We start from the raw sequence: 20,788 nt of genomic DNA on the forward strand, positions 1-20,788 counted from the left end.
CGGAATAGCGTTCCATGACCTGGCAAAGCCCGATCTCGCCCGGATATTCCTGGTACGAGGCGACGATTCCCGAGCGGCCCGTCTTCCCGGTCATGCCGGGCTCCCGCAAGGCCGACGTCGCCATTATCGGCGGCGGCTACACCGGCCTGCAGGCCGCCTGCAATCTCGCCCGGAGCGGGACGGACGTCACGCTGATCGACGCCTGCCGCTTCGGCGACGGCGCCTCGGGCCGAAATGGCGGGCAGTTCGGCACCGGGCAACGTGTCTGGGCCGACGAAACGGAGGAGGTGCTCGGCCGCGAATGGGCGCAACGGCTCTTCGATATGGCCGAGAACGCCAAGCGCTATGTCCTGGGATTTGCCGAAGAGCACGCGATCGACATCGAATTCATGCCGGGCCAGCTCTCGGTCGGCCACAAGGCAAGCCTCGAAAGGGACTATCGCAACCACGTCGAGGCGATGACCGGGCGGTACGGCTATCCGCACCTTTCCTTCATGGATCGCGAGGAGACCGTGAGCCGGCTCGGCTCCAGCCATTACCACTTCGGTATCCGCGACACCGGGACCGGCCACATCCACCCGATGAAGCTGGTTGTGGGGCTCGCCAGACAGGCGGCGCTCGCCGGCGCCAATCTCTACGAAGGGACGAAGGCGCTCAAGATCGAGAAGAAGGGCGGCGCGGTCGTCATCGAGACGACAAGCGGCACGATCACGGCCGACCGGGCGCTGATCGCCTGCAATGGCTATATCGGCAATCTCGAGCCGGTGACCGCGAGCCACGTCATGCCGATCCGCTCCTTCATCGGCGCGACGACGGTGCTGCGCGGCCATCCCGAGATTCTGCCCGGCGGCGAATCGGTCGACGATTCGCGCTTCGTCGTTCGCTATTTCCGAAAATCGAAAGACGGGCGGCTGCTCTTCGGCGGGCGCGAAGCCTACACCGCCGACAATCCGCGCGACATTTCGGCGCACATACGCCGGCAGATCTGCGAAATCTACCCGGATCTCGCCGATGTCGAGATCACCCATGCCTGGGGCGGCTCGGTCGGCATCACCATGCCGCGCCAACCCTTCTGCCGCGAGGTCATGCCGGGCGTCACCACGATCGGCGGTTATTCCGGCCATGGCGTCATGCTCGCCAATTATTGCGGCAAGCTCTATGCCGAGCTCGCGCTCGGCAAGTCAACCGAGCTCGATCTGCTGAAGCAGCTCAAGATACCCGCCTTCCCCGGCGGGACGCGGTTCCGCTCGGCACTCCTGTTCCTGGCGCTCAGCTGGTACGCACTGCGCGACCGTTTCTAAAGGGAAGGCCGTCCCTGATTTCCGACGGTGGCGCAAAGTCCTTGAAATCCCGCATATTTCTGTTCCCCGGACGGCGGTGATATAAGGATCGGTGCGTCGGCAGCCGTGCGGCCGCCCATTTTGTTGCGGTGCACCCTAGCCATTTTAAATCGATTAGATTATACCAGCCCAGACCTCAACGAGATCGAGACATCCCATGAGCAGCCAGATCATTCCCGTCGAACCGTTTGACTATGTGGTGTTCGGGGGCACCGGCGATCTAGCGGAGCGCAAGCTGCTGCCGGCACTTTATCACCGTCAGATGGAAGGTCAGTTCACGGAACCGACGCGGATCATCGGCGCATCGCGCGCGAGCCTTTCCCATGACGAATACCGCAGGTTCGCGAGCGACGCCCTGAAAGAACACCTGAAGTCCGGGGAGTTCAACGAGGCGGAAGTCGAGAAATTCACCTCGCGTCTCTATTACGTCTCCGTCGACGCCAAGTCCGAGCAGGGCTGGGACGATCTGAAGAAGCTCCTGGAAGAGGGCAAGGATCGTACCCGTGCCTTCTATCTCGCCGTCGGGCCGGCGATTTTCAGCGACATTTCCGAAAAGATCCGCGATCACAAGCTTATCACGAGGAACACCCGCATCGTCGTCGAGAAGCCGATCGGCCGCGACCTCGCTTCCGCGACGGAGCTCAACGACACGATCGGCAAGGTCTTCCGCGAAGAGCAGATTTTCCGCATCGACCACTATCTCGGCAAGGAAACGGTGCAGAATCTGATGGCACTGCGCTTCGCCAACGCACTTTACGAGCCATTGTGGAATTCCGCCCACATCGACCACGTGCAGATCACCGTTTCCGAAGCCGTCGGGCTCGAGAATCGCGCAGGCTACTACGACAAGGCGGGCGCGCTGCGCGACATGGTGCAGAACCATATCCTCCAGCTTCTCTGTTTCGTCGCAATGGAGGCGCCGACGTCGATGGACGCGGAGGCCGTGCGCGACGAGAAGCTCAAGGTGCTTCGCGCGCTGAAGCCGATCACCGCCTCCAATGTCGAGCAGGTGACGGTCCGGGGCCAATACCGCGCGGGCGCATCGTCCGGAGGCCCGGTCAAGGGCTATCTCGAAGAGCTCGAAGGAGGCGTTTCCAACACGGAAACCTTCGTCGCGATCAAGGCCGAGATCAGCAATTGGCGCTGGGCAGGCGTGCCCTTCTATCTGCGTACCGGAAAGCGCATGGCGGGCCGCATGTCGGAGATCGTCATCACCTTCAAGCAGATCCCGCACTCGATCTTCGATCAGAGTGCCGGCCGGATTTCGGCCAACCAGCTGATGATCCGCCTGCAGCCGAATGAAGGCGTCAAGCAGTCGCTGATGATCAAGGATCCCGGACCGGGCGGCATGCGGCTGAGGAACGTGCCCCTCGACATGAGCTTCGCCGAGGCCTTCGCGGTCCGCAATGCCGATGCCTATGAACGCCTGTTGCTGGACGTCATCCGCAACAACCAGACCCTGTTCGTGCGCCGCGACGAAGTGGAAGCGGCCTGGCAATGGATCGACCCGATCCTCAAGGCCTGGGAAGCAACCGGACAGCAGGTGCAAGGATATACCGCCGGAACCTGGGGCCCGAGCCAGTCGATCGCGCTGATCGAGCGCGACGGCCGCACTTGGAACGATGCGATCTAGGGCCGATCATGAGCGCGAACATGCACATATTCGAAAATCCGTCCGCACTGGCCGAGGCCCTCGCGGATGACGTCGGTGCAAGGCTCGCCGCCGCGATCGCTGCGAGAGGCACGGCAAGCCTCGCGGTATCGGGCGGCTCGACCCCGAAGGCCTTTTTCCGGTCGCTGTCGCGTCGCGAGCTCGATTGGTCGAAAGTGACGGTCACCCTCGTCGACGAGCGCTTCGTGCCGCCGGAAAACGACCGCTCCAACCATCGTCTGGTTGCCGACAACCTGCTCAAGGACGGAGCTGCTGAGGCGCGTTTCGTTCCGCTCTATCAGGCGGCCGAGACTGCGGAAGCGGCCGCGGCGATCGCGAGCGGGAGGACGGCAAGCCTCGGCGCCCCCCTCGATGTCGTGGTGCTCGGCATGGGAACGGACGGCCATACGGCCTCGTTCTTCCCCGGGGGGACGCGCCTTGAAGAGGCGCTCGACCCCACGACGCCACGCGGCGTGATCACCATGGAAGCGGAAGGCGCCGGCGAACCCCGCCTCACCTTCACCTTCTCCAGCCTGCAGGATGCCGGCTATCTGGTGCTGCATATCGAAGGCAGCGGCAAGAAAGAGGTGCTTGCTCAGGCCGAAGCGTCCGGCGACGAGGCGGAGATGCCCATCCGGGCCATGCTTCGGCGGGCCGCATCGCCGCTGCAGATATACTGGGCGCCCTGAGGCGACCCGGAAAGCGCCGCAACGCTGTGGCGCTCAAAGCCGATGATCGATGAAAAAGAGGAGTCGTAAGACTCCGGAAGAGGATGTGTCCATGTCCGCCGATTCCCGCATAGCCGCCATTACCGCCCGCATCGTCGAACGCTCGAAGCCCCACCGCGAGCCCTACCTCGATCGCGTCCGCAGCGCTGCGACGAACGGACCGCACCGGACCGTTCTCGGCTGCGGCAATCTCGCGCATGGATTTGCGGTCTGTTCTCCCGCCGAGAAGGTGGCCCTTGCGGGCGACCGCGTCCCCAATCTCGGCATCATCACCTCCTACAACGACATGCTCTCGGCGCATCAGCCGTTCGAAACCTATCCGGCACTGATCCGGGAGGCCGCGCACGAGGCGGGCGGCGTCGCTCAGGTCGCCGGCGGCGTTCCGGCAATGTGCGACGGCGTCACCCAAGGCCAGCCGGGCATGGAGCTGTCGCTCTTCTCGCGCGATGTCATCGCCATGGCGGCCGGCATCGGCCTGTCGCACAACATGTTCGACGCGGCCGTCTATCTCGGCGTCTGCGACAAGATCGTGCCCGGACTCGCGATCGCCGCGCTCACCTTCGGCCATCTGCCCGCGGTCTTCATCCCCGCCGGACCGATGACCACGGGCCTGCCGAACGATGAGAAGGCCAAGGTTCGGCAACTCTTCGCCGAAGGCAAGGTCGGCCGCGACGAGCTCCTGGAGGCTGAGTCCAAGTCCTATCACGGCCCTGGCACCTGTACCTTCTACGGCACCGCCAATTCCAACCAGATGCTGATGGAGATCATGGGCTTCCACCTGCCCGGCGCCTCCTTCATCAATCCCGGCACGCCGCTTCGCGACGCGCTGACCAGGGAAGCGACGAAGCGGGCGCTTGCGATCACCGCGCTCGGCAACGAATTCACGCCCGCCGGCGAGATGATCGACGAACGGTCGATCGTCAACGGCGTCGTCGGCCTGCATGCGACCGGCGGCTCGACGAACCACACGATGCATCTCGTCGCGATGGCCCGCGCCGCGGGCATCGTGCTTACCTGGCAGGACATTTCGGAGCTTTCCGATCTCGTGCCGCTGCTCGCGCGCGTCTATCCGAACGGGCTGGCCGACGTGAACCATTTCCACGCGGCAGGCGGCATGGGCTTCCTGATCGCCCAACTCCTCAGGAAAGGCTTGCTGCACGACGATGTCCGCACCGTCTACGGGCAGGGGCTGAGCGCCTATGCGATCGACGTGAAGCTCGGCGAGAACGGCAGCGTCAAGCGCGAGCCCGCGCCGGAGGCAAGCGCCGACCCGAAGGTGCTCGCGACCGTCGACCGCCCGTTCCAGCACACCGGCGGCCTCAAGATGCTGAGCGGCAATATCGGCAAGGCGGTCATCAAGATCTCCGCCGTCAAGCCGGAGAGCCACGTCATCGAAGCGCCGGCCAAGATCTTCAACGATCAGGCGGAACTGAACGCCGCCTTCAAGGCGGGAAAGCTCGAAGGCGATTTCGTGGCCGTCGTGCGCTTTCAGGGGCCAAAGGCCAACGGCATGCCGGAACTGCACAAGCTGACAACGGTGCTCGGCATCCTGCAGGATCGCGGCCAGAAAGTCGCGATTCTCACCGACGGGCGCATGTCCGGTGCCTCCGGCAAGGTTCCGGCAGCGATCCACGTGACCCCGGAAGCGAAGGAAGGCGGCCCGATCGCACGTATCCAGGAAGGCGACATCGTCCGCATAGACGCGATCAACGGCAAGGTCGAGGTGCTCGTCGAGGACATCGCGCTGAAGACGCGCGTTCCGGCGCATATCGACCTCTCCGACAACGAGTTCGGCATGGGCCGCGAGCTCTTCGCTCCGTTCAGACAGATCGCCGGTGCGGCCGACCGCGGCGGAAGCGTGCTGTTCCATTAGGCAAGGCCCAGTCCGATCGGGTTATCGCGGGAACCGCCCCCTCTGGCCTGCCGGCCATCTCCCCCACAGGGGGCTACGGCATGCACATATCTCTACAGCGCCGCGCGTCTTATGAGACGCGCAAAGGTCGCTGTAGCACTTTGATCTGCTGCATGTTTTTGTCCTTTAATCGGATACGATTAAAGGAAACATGCAGTAGATTACCCCTCATCCGCCTGCCGGCACCTTCTCCCCGCAAGCGGGGCGAAGGAACAAGCGGCGCCGACTGAACCTCGCATTCACCGCCCGCTCGAGGGAGCGAGCGGGCGCGGCATATCCCTTCTCCCCGCCTGCGGCAGGGCTGTCCGGGGAAAGTTCCGGGTGAATCGAAATGTCGCAGGCGCATGCCCCGTCAGACGGCGTTTTTCCGTCTATTTTCTGGTTGTCGAGACTCAGAAAAGGAGACGGAGCATGCGGTTCACCCCTAGCATTTTCGCCCAGCTGCTGAAAGCGATTGATCGCCGCAGCTTTCAGGCGATTGTGGATCGTCATGCCGGGGATGCCTACGACAAGTGCTTTACCAGCTGGGATCATCTGGTGGCACTGATCTATGCCCAGTTGAGCGCCACGACCAGCCTGCGCGGGTTGGAGGCGAGCTTCAACGCCAACAGTCAGCATCATTACCATCTCGGCAGTGGCCGGCTGATGCGCTCGACGCTGTCGGACGCCAACCGCCGCCGCCCGGTCGCCGTCTTCGCCGAGACCTTCGCGCTTCTGGCCGGTCAGCTCGACCGGCAGACGCGCCGGGAGGGCACCAAGATGCTGCGGCTGATCGATTCGACCCCGATCCCGCTGGGTAAGCTGTACGATTGGGCCAAGTCGAACGGCCGCATCCGCGGCATGAAGCTGCATGTCGTCTATGATCCCAAGGCCGATTGTCCAGGCATCCTCGACATCACCGACGCCAACGTCAACGACGCCCAGATCGGCCGCACGATCACCATCGAAAAGGGCGCAACCTATGTCTTCGACAAGGGCTACTGCCATTACGGCTGGTGGACGGCGATCGCCGAAGCCGGCGCCAGTTTCGTCACCCGGCCGAAGACCAACATGGGACTGGCTTTGGTCGCTGAACGCCCCGTTGAGCAACCTCAAGGCGATGGCTTCCTGGTCCTCGAAGACAGCCAGGTCAGCCTCGCCAGCAAGGGCGATTCCAAGCTGCCGATCGGCTTGCGCCGGGTAATCGTCAAGCGCCAGGACGGCGATACGATCACGCTTCTGACCAACGACCTCGAGCGCTCCGCCGTCGAGATCGGCCAGCTCTATAAGGATCGCTGGCAGATCGAGCTTCTGTTCCGCTGGATCAAACAGCACCTCAAGATCCGCAAGTTCCTCGGCAACAACGACAACGCCATCCGCCTGCAGATCTTCGCGGCGATGATCGCCTATGCACTGTTGCGCATCGCCGCCCGCCTCGCCCGCGTCCCTCTACCGATCCTGCGCTTCACCGACCTCGTCACCCAGTGCCTGTTCCAGCGCAAAAGCATCGCCGAAATCCACAAGCCGCCGCAGGTCAATCCAAGCCGACCAAAACCCCGGACCATCCCAAACCAAATGGTCTTCCGCTATGCATGAATTTTCCCCGGACAGCCCTGCGCCTGCGGGGAGAAGGTGGCGGCAGCCGGTTGAGGGGCAATCCCACGCTCGGCCCTTCCCTCGAACCGCCAGGTTGTGGGGAGATGGCCGGCAGCCCAGAGGGAGTATAGCCCGCAAACCACACCGAGCATCGCCAGCGGACGGCCGCGTCATTCTCAGCGATAGATGTCGAGCGTGCGGTTCCGATGGTTCGGATGGGTGCTGTAGACGAAGATCCGGTTGAGGTCCCGCTCGCTCAGGAGCCGCAGGAAGCGCGCCTCGATGATGTTGTTGGCGTGGACCCGCCTCAGGAGGCAGCCGATCAGGGGAATGCGGGCGCTCGGTATGTCGAGATAGAAATTCTGCGGCAGCTGGAACTGGGTCAGGATGCCGATCAGGGCGCTGCTCCGGGAGAGCTTGATGATCTCGCAGCGGCGCGACGAGAGATGCTGCATACCCTTTTCGGTGAATTCGATCCGCGCCTCGTTCCGCGTGTCCTCCATCGGGAAATTCGCCTCCCGATCGTACATGAATGACTCTTCCTTGTTGAGAAAGTGCCGGTTGATCACGGGGGCTGCACTGCTCATCGAACTCGCCTTTCGCATTCCACTGCGACGACGCTAACCCATGAAATTTAACAGAGAGTTCAGGGCTGCATGCCGAAAATGCCCCCGTCCCCGCAGCCGATCTACGCCCGATAGCTCTGTCCATTGGTGTCGAAGAGATGCAGCTTGGCCTTGTCGGCCGTGAACCGCACCTTGTCGCCGCGGCCGACCCGGGCGATACCGGGCATCTTGGCGATGATCGGCTCGTTTTCGACCAGTCCTTCGATGTAGAGCAAGGTCACCTCGCCCAGCGCCTCGACGATCGAGACCGTGCCCTCGAACAGGAAGTCGTCGGCCTCGGTCGCCCGCAGGTCTTCCGGGCGGACGCCGAAGCTCGCCGTCTTGCCGTTTTCGGAGGCATTCGTCGGAACATCGAGCGTCACCGACTTTCCGCCCGCGAGCGAGACGGCGGTCTGTTGGCCGGTCGCGGTGATCGTCGCCGGGATGACGTTCATGGCCGGGGAGCCGATGAAACGCGCGACGAAGAGGTTTGCCGGCCGCTCGTAGAGTTCGAGGGGCGCCCCGACCTGTTCGATGTGACCGGCGGAGAGGACCACGATCCGGTCGGCGAGCGTCATCGCCTCCACCTGGTCATGGGTGACGTAGATCATGGTGGTGTCCGACATCCGCTCGCTTAGCTTGGCGATCTCGATGCGGGTCGCTACCCGGAGCGCGGCGTCGAGGTTGGAGAGCGGCTCGTCGAAAAGGAAGACCTTGGGATTGCGGCAGATCGCCCGGCCGATGGCCACGCGCTGCCGCTGGCCGCCGGAAAGCGCCTTCGGAAGCCGGTCGAGATATGGGGTGAGCTGAAGCATATCCGCGGCTCCACGCACACGCCCGTCGATCTCCTCCTTCGATTCCCTGGCGATGCGCATGCCGAAGGCCATGTTGTCGTAAACGGTCATATGCGGATAGAGCGCATAGGACTGGAACACCATGGCGATGCCGCGCTTCGAAGGCGGCACGTCGTTGACCCGCTCGCCGTCGATGAACATGTCGCCGCCGGTTATCTCCTCGAGCCCGGCGATCATGCGCAGAAGCGTCGACTTCCCGCATCCGGACGGTCCTACGAAGACGACGAACTCGCCTTCCTTGATGTCGAGATCGATGCCGTGAATTACGTCGACGGCCCCGTAGGACTTGCGGATATCTTTCAGCAGCAGGCCTGTCATGGCACCCTCCCCTCGGTTCTCAGGCCAGGCGCGCGAAAAACGCGCCCCAGGCCGGCAGCTTGACCTCGTGATCCAGTATCTCAGAGACGAAGCCGTGACCCTCGAGCGGCTCCAGCCGCTTCATCGGCAGTTCCTTCGTCGCAGCTTCGTCGCTCATGTTGAACAGGCAAAAGACTTTCTCGTTGCCATGGCTGCGCAGGAAGCCGAGCAAGGAGCCCCTGGTCTCGACGAATTCGATCTCGCCCTTGGCCAATGCCGGATTTGCCTTTCTGAAGGCGAGAAAGCGTCGGTAGTGATGCAGCACCGAGGCCGGGTCGCCCTCCTGCGCGGCAACCGCCCGCGGAATGTGGCTCTCCGAAATCGGCAGCCACGGCGTCGCGCTGCTGAAGCCGCCATCGGGCAGGCTCTCCCACACCATCGGCGTGCGGCAGCCGTCCCGGCCCTTGAAGTCGGGCCAGAACTGGATGCCATAGGGATCCTGGAGATCCTCATAGTCGAGCTCCGCCTCGGCGAGCGCGAGTTCCTCGCCCTGATAGATGCAGACGGTACCGCGCAGCGACATCAAAAGGCTGGCGAGCAACTTCGCATGCGCGTCGTGATCGGTGACGCCGTCGGCCCAGCGGCTGACGTGGCGGACCACGTCATGGTTCGAGAAGGCCCAACAGGCCCAGCCTTCGGGGGCCGCCCTGTGGAAGTCGCGCAGAACCTCGGCCACGCGCTGCGGCGTCAGCCGGTCGGGCGCCAGAAACTCGAAGGCGTAGCACATGTGCACCTTGTCGCCGCCCGACGTGTATTCGCCTGCGATCTCGAGGCCGCGCTGGCTGTCGCCGACCTCGCCGACGGCGGCGATCGCCGGGAACTCGTCCATAACCGCGCGGAAGCGCTTCAGGAACTCCAGGTTCTCCGGCCGGTTCTTGTCGTAGATATGCTCCTGATAGTTATAGGGATTGACCGCCGGCGCAGTCGAGGCGTTTCGGCGTTCGGGCACGAGCGCGGGGTTGTCGCGCAACTCGCGGTCATGGAAATAGAAGTTGATGGTGTCGAGCCGGAAACCGTCGACGCCCCGCTCCAGCCAGAAGCGCTCGACGGCAAGCAGCGCTTCCTGAACCTGCGGGTTATGCAGATTGAGGTCGGGCTGCGAAGTGAGGAAGTTGTGCAGATAATATTGCAGGCGGGTCGGATCCCACTGCCAGGCGGACCCGCCGAAAATCGACAGCCAGTTGTTGGGCGGTGTGCCGTCCGGCTTCGAATCCGCCCAGACGTACCAGTCCGCTTTCGCATTGCTGCGGCTGGAGCGGCTTTCGACGAACCAGGGGTGCCGGTCGGAGGTATGTGACAGCACGAGGTCGATCATCACCCGGAGACCGAGCCGGTGGGCCTCTGCGATCAGCGCATCGAAGTCTTCGAGCGTCCCGAAGATCGGGTCGACATCGACATAGTTTGAGACGTCGTAGCCGAAGTCCCGCATCGGCGACGTAAAGAAGGGCGATATCCAGATCGCATCCGCGCCGAGCCCTGCAATGTGGGGCAGACGGGCCGTTATCCCCTGCAGATCGCCGATGCCATCGCCATTGGTGTCCTGAAAGGAGCGCGGATAGATCTGATAGATCACCGCGCCGCGCCACCAATCCCTATCGGGCTCGAGGAGTGAGCTCGTCGTTTCGTTCATTGTCATGCTGTTCAGGGTTCCTTGTCTGAAATCGATCAGCCGCCCTTGACCGACCCAGCCAGCAGACCGCGCACCAGGTAGCGTTGCAGGGCGAAGAAGACGATCAGCGGAACGACGATGGTGATGAAGGCGGAAGCGGTGAGAATTTCCCAATTGCCGCCGCGGGAGCCGAGGAGATTGACCAGACGCCCGGTCAGCACCAGCTTGTCGTCCCCCGCGCCGAGGAAGACGATGGCGACGAGAAGGTCGTTCCAGGTCCAGAGAAACTGGAAGATGGCAAAGGAGGCGAGCGCCGGAAACGACAGGGGCAGAATGATCTTGACGAAGATATCGAAATCGCTGGCGCCGTCGACGCGCGCGGATTCCATGATCTCGCGCGGCAGGCCGGCCATGTAGTTGCGCAGGAGATAGATGGCGAGCGGCAGGCCGAAGCCGGTATGGGCGAGCCAGATGCCCATATAGGTCTTGGCGGAGACGCCGAAGAAGGCGCCGACGCCATTATAAAGCTGCAGCAGCGGAATGAGCGACATCTGCAGCGGCACGACCAGAAGGCCGACGACCACGGCGAGCAGCACCGCGCGGCCGGGAAAGGGCATCCAGGCGAGCGCGTAGGCAGCGAAGGCCGCAATCAGGATCGGAATGACGGTCGAGGGTACGGCGACGGTCAGCGAATTCAGGAAGGACCTGCCGATGCCCGCAGCACTCAGGACCTCGGCATAATTGTCGAGCGTGAAGCGCGGTGGCGTGGCGGCCGTAAAGAATATCCGCTGGCCGCGCGAACCCTCCATCCGCTGATCCGAAACGATTTCGAAGCTGCCGTCGGATTGTACCGTCAGCCTTTCGCCGTCGTTGAGCTCAGCCGTTTCGCCGGGCTTGAATTTAGTGGGTTCGCGGCTGGAAAATCCGAAGGCCGAAACCTCGCCCCGGCCCTCCAGCAGGTTTCCGGAAATCACGAACTTGCCGTCGCGCTCGACCTGGTCCTCGGCCGAGGGCGCGCGGACGACGGCATTGCGCGACGAGCTGGAAAGAGCCGTCCACCAGCCGGAAACGGCGAGCTGGTCCTTGTCGCGCAAGGAGGAAATCAAGAGGCCGGCCGTCGGCAGGGTCCAGAGCAGGACCAGAAGCAGGACGGAAAGATGCACGGCCCAGGTGAGCGGAGAACGCCTTGACGGATTCATCTCAGTGGCCTCCCGATTCCCTGGTCGCGTTGCGGATGTTCCAGATCATGATCGGGACGACCAGGATCATGATGACCACCGCGATTGCCGCGCCTCGGCCGAAGTCGCCGCCGCCGCGGAACATCCAGTCGAACATGAGATTGGCAAGCACCTGGCTCTGCCATTGCCCGTTCGTCATCGCCAGCACGATATCGAAAACCTTGAGGACCAGGATGGTGATGGTCGTCCACACGACGGCGATCGTGCCCCAGATCTGCGGCACCATGATCTTGAAGAAAATCTGCCAGCCATTGGCGCCGTCGATGACCGCCGCCTCGATCGTCTCCTCCGGAATGCCGCGCAGCGCCGCCGAAAGGATGACCATGGCAAAGCCGGTCTGGATCCAGATGAGGATGACCATCAGGAAGAAGTTGTTCCAGAAGGGCAGCGTGATCCAGGCCTGCGGCTCGCCGCCAAGCGCGACGACGATGGCGTTCAGGAGACCGATCTGTTCGGAGCCTGCGGCGCGGTAATCATAGATGAATTTCCAGATGACGGCTGCGCCGACGAAGGAAATCGCCATCGGCATGAAGATCAGCGTCTTGGCGATATTGCCCCACCAGATGCGGTCGGTCAGTGCCGCAATGATCAGGCCGAAGAAGGTCGAAAGCGCCGGCACGACGAGGAGCCAGAGGAAATTGTTGAAGATCGACTGGCGGAATTCGCCGTCATTGATCATCCAGGAATAGTTGCTCAGGCCGACGAAGTTCTGGCCTCCCCGACCGTGAAGGCTCAGCCAGACCGATTGGACGACGGGGTAGACGAGGTAGAGCGTCAGCGCCAGCAGGGCGGGGGCGAGAAACAGCCAGGGACGAATGCTGTTGGCGATACGCAGGTTGCGCGAGGCGACGGCCCCGAACTTCCCCTTGGAGGGGAAGATCCAGTCGAGAACGAGATTCGTGCTCCAGAAATAGGCCGCGCAGACCAGAACGCCGGCCACCATCGTCAGAATGGCAGCAATCAACTGTTCCATGACACATTCCTCCCCTCTCACGCCTTCGCAGGCGCCTGCTTCAGGCGCCTTGTATAACGGCGGCTGCTTTTATTGGCGGCCCTCTACAGCGCCGCGCGTCTTATCAGACGCGCAAAGGTCGCTGTAGCGCTTTGATCTGCTGCATGCTTTTGTCCTTTAATCGGATAGGATTAAAGGAAACATGCAGTAGCCGGAGGGCCGCCCAACGAGGAACAGGCGGACGATGCCCCCACCGTCCGACCGACCGGATCTTACTTGATGGAGTCCCATGCCTTCTGTACGCCGGCCGCGACGTCGGCCGAGGACTTGCCCCCGACGAAATCGACCATGCCGGTCCAGAAGGCGCCGGCGCCGATCTTGCCGGGCATCAGGTCGGAGCCGTCGAAGCGGAACGTCGTGGCGTTCAGCAGGATTTCACCCTGTTTCTTCAGCGGCGGATTTCCGTAGACGTCGACATTGACGCTCTTGTAAGGCGTGAGGAAGCTCGTCTGCGCCATCCAGACCTCGTGCGCGATCGGGGTCTTCAGGAACTCGATGAAGGCGCGTGCCGCCGGCGTGTCCTTGGTGATCATCGCAAGCGTGCCTGCGCCGAGCACCGGATTACCGAGCTCCTTTTTGCTTTCATAAGGCGGCATGTAGAAGAAGTCGGCATCCTCTCCGACGACCTTGCCTTCCGGGAAGAAGGACGGAATGAACGAGGCCTGGTGGTGCAGGTAGCACTTCGGCGGAGAACTGAAGAGGCCTTTCGGGCTGTCCCGGAAGTCGGTCGACGCCACCGCCGCTGCGCCGCCGTCGACGAAGGCGTCATTGCGCGCGAACCAGCCGAACTCCTCCAGTGCACCCGTGACCGCCGCATCCGTGAAGGGTATCTCGTTCTTCACCCATTTGTCGTAGGTCTCGGCGGGCTGGGTCCGCAGCATCAGGTCCTCGACCCAGTCGGTCGCCGGCCAACCGGTCGCGCCGCCCGAACCGAGACCGATGCACCACGGCTTTTCGCCGTCTTCGGCGATCTTCTCCGTCAGCGCTTTCAATTCTTCCATGGTCTTGGGCACTTCGTAGCCGGCATCCTCGAAGTTCTCCGGCACGTACCAGACGAGAGACTTGACGTCGATCTTGTACGGGAAGGCGTAAAGCGCGGACGTTCCGTCCTTGCCGTTATAGGTGGAGAGGTCGACCCAGGACTGGCCTGCAGCATAGTTGTCGAGGAGCCATTGCTTGGTTTCGTCGCCGAGCGGCGTCAGAAGGCCCTTGGCGGCCAGATCGGCGATGAGACCCGGCTGCGGCAGGATTGCGACATCAGGCGGGCTTCCCGCCTGCGTATCGATGACGATCTGCTGCTCGTAGTTTTCCGAGGAGGAATATTTGAGCTCCACGCCGGTCGCCTCGACGAAATAGGCGTAGACGCTCTTGAACAGAGCCTCGTCCTCGCCGCGCCAGGGACCGAAGATGGTGAGCGTCTGACCCTTGAGGTCGTGACCCTTCTTGAACTCCTCCAGGCTCGCCCAGTTGAACCTGGAATCCTCTCCCGGCTTGAATTTCAGGTCGGCGGCGCCGGCAGTCCCTGCAAGCCCAGCAGTCCCTGTAAGCAATGCGAATGCGGCCACGCCGATCAGCAATGATCTCTTCACCTCTTGTCCTCCCCCAAAAAGAAGCCCGGGCGGACGCCTCGGGCGAATGTCAAAGCGCGAATTCATGGCTCCGTTTATGCCGAGCATTCAAAGCGCTTTGAGTTCGATAACACTCCATCGCTGCAGAGAAAGAGTCAAGAGCTTTCCTTCCCCTGCAGAATTGTGCGGCATTTTTGCTTTGCGGCAACGTTTTGCGGCGCAAGATGCGGGTTTTTCGCTTTTTTGAAGCCGATCCCGATGATACAGGTCATCAGAGGTGCTTGCCGAAGCAAGAAAAATGAAAAAGATATTCAAAGCGCTTTGGAAGGATTCTCGCCATGCCGGTCAATCTCAAGCAATTGGCGGAACTGCTCGGCCTGTCCCAGACCACGGTCAGCCGGGCGCTGAACGGCTATCCGGAGGTCAATGCGGAAACGCGGGCACGGGTGCTGGAGGCGGTGCGCGAGACGGGATACAGGCCCAACCGTGCCGCACAGCGCCTCGCGACCGGGAAAGCCTATTCGATCGGGCTCGTCATGCCGATCGCAGCCGGAATCGATTCGGACATCCATTTCGGTGAATTCCTGGCGGGGCTGGCGGAGGAAGCGGTGGAGCACGATTTCCACTTCGTGTTGAACCCCAGTGCGCCCGAAGACGAGGAGGCGACATTCCGCCGGCTTGCAGCGAGCGGCAATGTCGACGCTGTCTTCATCGCCTATATGCGCGCCAACGATCCCCGCATCGAGATGCTGAAGGCACTTTCCATTCCCTTCGTGGTGCATGGCCGCTCCATCGGCGGTCCCCGGGACTATCCGTTCCTCGACGTGGACAATACCGGCGCCTTCTACGACGCCGCCAGGCTTCTCATCCAGCTCGGCCACAACCGCATCGCCCTGATCAACGGGCCGGAACACCTCACCTTCTCCATCCGCAGGAGGAAAGGGCTGGTGCGCGCGCTCGCGGAGAAGGGTCTCAACCTCGACGATGCGCTCGTCCATCACTCTGCGATGACCGACGAGCATGGCTATCGGAGCATGCAGCGTTTCCTCAAACGGCCGGCCCCGCCGACCGCCGTCCTTTGTTCCAGTACAGTGTTGGCGCTCGGCGCCGTACGGGCGATCAACCAGGCCGGACTCGCCATCGGCACCGACATCTCGCTCATCGCCCATGACGACGTGCTGCCGATGCTGAAACCCGAGAACTTCAGCGTACCGCTGACGACGACGCGCTCCTCGCTTCGCGCGGCAGGTGCACGCATCGCCAAGCGGCTGATCGGCGGCATCCTCAATCAGGGAGACTATCCCGAGCAGGAGCTTTGGCGCGCCGAACTGATCGTGCGTGCCTCGACGGGGCCTGCACCGGACAGATCACCCCTCCCCAACCCCTCCCCACAGGTGGGAGGGGCTTAACCCGCCGCATCCATCTCGCCTTTCCGGACCGTTCCAGCAGAGTGGACGGCCGAAAAGCATGTAGCGGGCGCAGCAACGAAGCCCCTCCCTCTTGTGGGGAGCTACGGCATGCACATATCTCTTGTTGTCCAGCCCTTCGCGGACTTACTCCGGAGTGGCGGCATCTGCATTTCCAGCTGTGCCGAGGCTTGCGGATGGGTCCTTGGGATCAAACCCGTATGCGCTAACATTGGCATTAGCGGTCACCCGCCCCTCATCCGACTGCCGGCACCTTCTCCCCGCAGGCGGGGAGAAGGGACAAGCGGCGCCAACTGAACCCCGCATTCACCGCCCGCCCGAGGGAGCGAGCGCGGGCGCGGCATATCCCTTCTCCCCGCCTGCGGGGAGAAGGTGGCGGCAGCCGGTTGAGGGGCAACCCCGACCGAGCGGGGTTGAGGCGGTTGGGTTCCCGAGGGATCCCTTTCATGAGCAGTATCCGCCGCACCGGCGCGCAAGAGATATGTGCATGCCGTAGTTGTGGGGAGGGGTTGGGGAGGGCTGTCTTAGACCCAAGCAGCAGTCAGAACTTCGGAGGCTTGCGGCCGGCCATGCGGCAGGCGGCGATGATCGTGTTCGCCATCAGCATGGCGATCGTCATCGGCCCGACGCCCCCCGGAACAGGCGTGATCACGCCTGCGACCTTCGCACACTCGTCGAAGGCGACATCGCCGACGAGCTTCGTCCTGCCCTCGCCGCGTTCGGGCGCCGGGACGCGGTTGATGCCGACGTCGACCACCATGGCACCGGGCTTGACCCAGTCCGCCTTGACCATCTCGGGGCGCCCGACCGCGGCTACCAGGATGTCCGCGTTGCGGCAAACGGCCGCCAGATCCTTGGTGCGCGAATGCGCCGTCGTGACCGTCGCATTGGCCGCGAGAAGCAGGGCGGACATCGGCTTGCCGAAGAGGTTGGAGCGGCCGATGACGACGGCATTGAGCCCGGAAAGATCATCGCCGTAAGTCCGGCGCACGAAGACCATCGCGCCGGCCGGCGTGCAGGAGACGAGCCCGCCTTCGAGGTCGCCGGTCGCGAGCTTGCCGGCATTGACGACATGCAGTCCGTCGACGTCCTTTTCCGGAAGGATCGACTGGATGATCGGTTCCGAGCGGAGGTGTTTCGGCAAAGGCAGCTGCACGAGAATGCCGTGGATTGACGGATCCGCATTGAGCTCGGCGACCAGCGCCGCGAGCTCCTCCTGCGAGGTCTCCTCGGGCAGCGTGTGCTGGACCGACAGGAAGCCGCATTCCTTCGCCATCCTGCTCTTCGCCGACACGTAAGTGTGGCTTGCGGGATCGTCCCCGACGATGACGACCGCGAGACCCGCGCGCACGCCCGTCTCGCTTTCCAGTGCGCTCGTGGCGGATTTCACGGTTTCGATGACCGAAGCAGCAACGTCCTTGCCATCAATCACAGTCGTCACGGCGTATCTCCCGATTAGTCCCGAACGCGGCACACTCTAGATCAAGCCGCATCCGGCGATTGCCTGCATGCGCCCTATGCTGTTCCAAACGCATAATTGCAAGTGCCCGGCGCGCATGGAAGCGCCATCCGCAGTGCGACGCGGCAATTTCGTTGTACCGATGAGAGATCGCCTTGCTCCCTGGGGCGCATCGACGATTCCGGCTTTTGCATTGCCGAGACCGGGCGTAAAATCCTCATTCGAAAGGCTGTTTTGGATTCAACCTCTGTTTAGGAAGATTTACTGTACTCATTGCATCGAATCGGCGCGGGCTTTGACGATGACGTCGGACGGCCAGGACAGTTTCATCCATTTTCAGACGAAGCTGGAAGATGCGTCGGATATCGAGCTCGTCGTCATCGTGCCCACGTTCCGGCGTCCGGATCATCTCGTCAAGACGCTGAGGACCATCGTCTCGCAGCGGCCCGATGTCCCCCTCGCGACCATTGTCGTCGAAAACGACGCGGACGGGCTGGCCGGCGCGCAGGCGGCCAAAGACTTCTTCAGCGGCCATTCCTTCGATTCCTCCGTCGTCGTCGCACGCCGCCACGGATATGCCCATGCCTGCAATGCCGGATTGACAGCCGCTCTCGAACTCTTTCCGAGAATCGGCCTCGTCGCCGTCATCTATGATGACGAGATAGCCGCTCCCGAATGGCTCGATTGTCTGATGGCGGTGCAGGAAGCCCATGACGCGGACATCGTCGGCGGTCCGCAGCTTCCGGTCTTGGGGCATCCTCAGGAACAGAAGTGGAAGCGCCACCCCGTCTTCGCACCTCCCTACCATGGGAGCGGGCCCGTACCCGTCCTTTACTCCGCAGGCAACGTCCTGATCACGCGACGGGTGCTCGACGGCATGCCGCGGCCGTTCCTGGATCCGGCGCTGAATATCGTCGGCATCGGCGACGCGGATTTCTTCGACCGGTGCAAGGCGAAAGGCTTCTCCTTCGCCTGGGCTGCGGATGCCTGGGTCGCGGAATCGGTTCCGGCTCATCACACGACGGCTTCGTGGACACGTGCCCGCAGCCTCGAGAAAGGTGCGATTTCGACGCTGATGGAGCACCAGCGCGACGCGACCTTCTCCGGACGACTGAAAACCCTCTGCAAGTCCCTATGGCTGCTGGCCTCGTCGCTGCCGGTAGGGCTCAGGCTCTGGAGAGAGACCGGCCTTGCCGCGGCCAGCCTCCATCCTCTCCACGTCGCGATCGGCCGGCTGACCGCCAGGATAGACGCGGACGATACGCGGGACGGCAATCGCGACAGGGACTGACGCAGTCGCCGGCAAAACGCGCGGCACGGCAGGCGTCAGTGCGCGCTCGTCGCCTGCACCGCGCTCTCCGGTAGCCGATCAGAGGCCCCCTGGCCGTTCCTGTCGAGGATCGGCACAGGCTTCTGATAAGGGCGGTTCTGGCTGTTGGCGACGCGTTCCACGTCCTCTTTGGTCAGATACTCGAGCTGCTCGACCAGAACTTCGGAAATGACCTCGCTTCCGAGCTTTCTGTTGAGGCCATCCTTGACCGCAACCTTGAAGGCAGCCAGGTCGAACGTAGCCGTATCGGCGACATCGATGAATCTCGAGCCCACGAGCATGTCGTAGAGCTCGTCGGTGACGAGCTGGCGCAGAGGCGCATGCAGCTTGGCGATACCTTCCCGCGATGCCGAAAAGGAGAGCTTGGCAAGGAAATAGCCCTGCACCGCACCGTCCTTGATGGACGGGATCGTTATCATCTCCCCGGGGACATATTCCTGCGACGCGCGCCGGTCCGCCTCCGCATCCGAAACCACCGGCGCCGAGGCATGCTGCATCGAAAAATAAACCGACCCGAGCGTGACGGCGCAGACCCAGACTCCGGTGAGGACGAGCTTCAACATCAGAAATCGCTGTAGCGGAATTGCGCTTCGGTATAGATGCCGTCCGCATCCGCATCCTGGGCGGCGGTCTTGAGGAGATCGACGACGGAGCGGACCGCTTCCAGGTGCGCCGCCACCTTCTGCGCGTTGACTTGCAGCTTGCTCCTGAGATGGCGCGTCTGCGCCGCGAAGGCCGGCGAGATCTCACCCGGCCCCGCGTCGCGATGAAGCATGGTCAACTCGTAGAGGCACCGGCTCTTGTGGGCATTCGACGTCTTGAGGTCGAATTCGGGGTCCGCACCGATACGGCTGTTCTCGTTGTCGATGATCATCTCCAGTCGGCCGAGAACATTTTGGATCCGCAGGTCGTTGGATGCCACAGCTTCCATAATCAACTCCCATATGCACTATCGCAGGGCGCGGGCGGAACGATGCCCAGGCATTCTTTCGCCCGCTTGTTTCGATTGGTATGAATGTACTTCGCCAAGCCGCTTCGCGGTCCGGGCGACAAGCATCAGGCCTGCTTCTTCTCTTCATCGTTGGGCAGGAAGGACGAGAGCGCCTTGCGCTCATATTCCTGGACCATGCCGGCGGCGAGGTTCCGGCTGTCGCCGTCGAGCGAGGCGTTCACCCGGTCGGTCGCATCGTCGCCTACCATCTGATCGGCGATGCCGATCCCGCCGCCCTTGGCAAGCACGTCGCCGATCTGCTCGGCCATCATGCTTTTCCAGATGTCGCCGGAGGTGCCCTTGCCGAAGACGTTTTCGCTTTCGCTCGGAAGCATGGATTTCACGAAATTCTGCAGGACCATCGCCTCGAATTTCCGATAGGTCTCCGGGATCTTCTTCGCTTCGGCCCGATTGCTGATGTCTCCAAGACCGCTCGATCCCTCGGCAGAATTGAGCACCGAAGAAACGTGCGCCGCGAAGCCATCGCCATTTTCCGCGAGGCTGGTCGCCTGAAAAGCGGCGCGATTGGCCTTGAGCCGCGCCTGGGCCTCCTGGACCTCAGCCGGATCGGCCGCGCGGACGACGTCCATCACCAGATCGCTGGGCGGAGAAATAGCCATGTCAGATCCTCTCAAGGCCGAAGCCGGCACCTCGTTTGCCGGGCAAGGCGATGTTCGTGAAGCGGAAAGCCACCCTTGCCGGCTCCCCGGTTGAGGCACTATCGCCCGTCAACCTTACCGGAAGCTGGCGCGCCGCCCGAGACGTGCTGGTCGATCAGGTCGAGGATCGAATTGTCGGCGGCTTCGCGGTCCTCCGACAGCCGGGCATCCTTCATGTGTTCCTCGAGCCGGTCGCCCTTGGCGCGTTCCTTCATCATGCGGGCTTCATGCACCTGCTGGATTCCGAGCAGCATCTGGTCCTTCTGCACGAGGCGCCCGAGTTGGGAGGCATAGTGACCTGAAAACACGCGATGCATCGGATGGGCCGAGCCCATGGCGTCGACCACGACGTCGATCGTTCCGGCAAGTTCGGTCCGTTGGCGGGCGGTCTCGGCCACTTCGCTTTCGGCCATCCGCTCCAGGTGCCGCTGGACGGCGACCAGGCGTTTCAGCTTTTCCGACCGCGCCTTCAT

General features: G+C 62.8%; 18 protein-coding genes. 7 read left to right on the top strand and 11 right to left on the bottom strand.

The window, feature by feature from the left end; genetic code table 11:
• The first annotated feature begins 14 nt into the window (after positions 1-14).
• From M1D43_RS10130 to M1D43_RS10150, 5 genes are all read left to right on the top strand, one after another.
• Positions 15-1,301, top strand: coding sequence for an NAD(P)/FAD-dependent oxidoreductase (locus M1D43_RS10130; protein WP_153314362.1), 1,287 nt, complete (start codon positions 15-17; stop codon positions 1,299-1,301).
• A gap of 196 nt (positions 1,302-1,497) precedes the next feature.
• Positions 1,498-2,973: a glucose-6-phosphate dehydrogenase gene (gene zwf / locus M1D43_RS10135; protein ID WP_003527054.1), complete on the top strand. Its 1,476-nt coding sequence runs from the start codon at positions 1,498-1,500 to the stop codon at positions 2,971-2,973.
• Between the two features lie 8 nt (positions 2,974-2,981).
• Positions 2,982-3,680, top strand: a complete 699-nt coding sequence (gene pgl / locus M1D43_RS10140) for a 6-phosphogluconolactonase (protein ID WP_003527053.1) — start codon at positions 2,982-2,984, stop codon at positions 3,678-3,680.
• A gap of 91 nt (positions 3,681-3,771) precedes the next feature.
• Complete coding sequence (edd, locus tag M1D43_RS10145; RefSeq protein ID WP_153314360.1) at positions 3,772-5,592, top strand: phosphogluconate dehydratase; 1,821 nt, start codon at positions 3,772-3,774, stop codon at positions 5,590-5,592.
• Between the two features lie 450 nt (positions 5,593-6,042).
• The gene (locus M1D43_RS10150; protein WP_003537933.1) at positions 6,043-7,206 is read left to right on the top strand and encodes an IS4-like element ISRm16 family transposase; all 1,164 of its coding nucleotides are present in this window, start codon (positions 6,043-6,045) and stop codon (positions 7,204-7,206) included.
• A 176-nt stretch (positions 7,207-7,382) separates the two neighbouring features.
• Here M1D43_RS10150 and M1D43_RS10155 read toward each other — a convergent pair whose 3' ends face one another.
• From M1D43_RS10155 to M1D43_RS10180, 6 genes are all read right to left on the bottom strand, one after another.
• Positions 7,383-7,793, bottom strand: coding sequence for a hypothetical protein (locus M1D43_RS10155; RefSeq protein WP_010968758.1), 411 nt, complete (start codon positions 7,791-7,793; stop codon positions 7,383-7,385).
• A 101-nt stretch (positions 7,794-7,894) separates the two neighbouring features.
• Positions 7,895-8,983 (bottom strand): ABC transporter ATP-binding protein, encoded by a 1,089-nt coding sequence (locus M1D43_RS10160; protein WP_153313961.1) that lies wholly within the window; start codon positions 8,981-8,983, stop codon positions 7,895-7,897.
• A 19-nt stretch (positions 8,984-9,002) separates the two neighbouring features.
• A complete protein-coding gene (bglA, locus tag M1D43_RS10165) occupies positions 9,003-10,658 on the bottom strand; it encodes a beta-galactosidase BglA (protein ID WP_153313960.1) in 1,656 nt (551 codons plus the stop codon).
• A gap of 29 nt (positions 10,659-10,687) precedes the next feature.
• Entirely contained in the window at positions 10,688-11,830 is a 1,143-nt protein-coding gene (locus tag M1D43_RS10170; protein WP_153313959.1) for a carbohydrate ABC transporter permease, read from the bottom strand.
• Between the two features lies 1 nt (position 11,831).
• Positions 11,832-12,842, bottom strand: a complete 1,011-nt coding sequence (locus tag M1D43_RS10175; protein WP_003529835.1) for a carbohydrate ABC transporter permease — start codon at positions 12,840-12,842, stop codon at positions 11,832-11,834.
• Between the two features lie 251 nt (positions 12,843-13,093).
• Complete coding sequence (locus M1D43_RS10180) at positions 13,094-14,470, bottom strand: extracellular solute-binding protein (protein ID WP_248446054.1); 1,377 nt, start codon at positions 14,468-14,470, stop codon at positions 13,094-13,096.
• A 317-nt stretch (positions 14,471-14,787) separates the two neighbouring features.
• On the opposite strand from M1D43_RS10180, the gene M1D43_RS10185 reads away from it, so the two are divergent.
• A complete protein-coding gene (locus M1D43_RS10185; protein ID WP_014529028.1) occupies positions 14,788-15,858 on the top strand; it encodes a substrate-binding domain-containing protein in 1,071 nt (356 codons plus the stop codon).
• Positions 15,859-16,417: 559 nt separating this feature from the next.
• Here the strand turns inward: M1D43_RS10185 and folD are convergent.
• Positions 16,418-17,317: a bifunctional methylenetetrahydrofolate dehydrogenase/methenyltetrahydrofolate cyclohydrolase FolD gene (gene folD, locus M1D43_RS10190; protein WP_027993872.1), complete on the bottom strand. Its 900-nt coding sequence runs from the start codon at positions 17,315-17,317 to the stop codon at positions 16,418-16,420.
• A gap of 319 nt (positions 17,318-17,636) precedes the next feature.
• On the opposite strand from folD, the gene M1D43_RS10195 reads away from it, so the two are divergent.
• Entirely contained in the window at positions 17,637-18,626 is a 990-nt protein-coding gene (locus M1D43_RS10195; protein WP_027993873.1) for a glycosyltransferase family 2 protein, read from the top strand.
• Positions 18,627-18,661: 35 nt separating this feature from the next.
• Here M1D43_RS10195 and M1D43_RS10200 read toward each other — a convergent pair whose 3' ends face one another.
• The 4 genes from M1D43_RS10200 to M1D43_RS10215 form a co-directional block, all read right to left on the bottom strand.
• A complete protein-coding gene (locus tag M1D43_RS10200; RefSeq protein WP_003529849.1) occupies positions 18,662-19,228 on the bottom strand; it encodes a hypothetical protein in 567 nt (188 codons plus the stop codon).
• Positions 19,228-19,596: a hypothetical protein gene (locus M1D43_RS10205; protein ID WP_003529850.1), complete on the bottom strand. Its 369-nt coding sequence runs from the start codon at positions 19,594-19,596 to the stop codon at positions 19,228-19,230. The genes M1D43_RS10200 and M1D43_RS10205 overlap by 1 nt, the downstream gene beginning before the upstream one ends.
• Before the next feature lie 125 nt (positions 19,597-19,721).
• Positions 19,722-20,276 carry a rod-binding protein gene (locus M1D43_RS10210; RefSeq protein WP_003529851.1) on the bottom strand — a complete coding sequence of 185 codons (555 nt, stop codon included), beginning with the start codon at positions 20,274-20,276 and terminating at the stop codon, positions 19,722-19,724.
• A gap of 98 nt (positions 20,277-20,374) precedes the next feature.
• A complete protein-coding gene (locus tag M1D43_RS10215; RefSeq protein WP_003529852.1) occupies positions 20,375-20,788 on the bottom strand; it encodes a hypothetical protein in 414 nt (137 codons plus the stop codon).

This window comes from Ensifer sp. R1-3, from assembly GCF_056739175.1.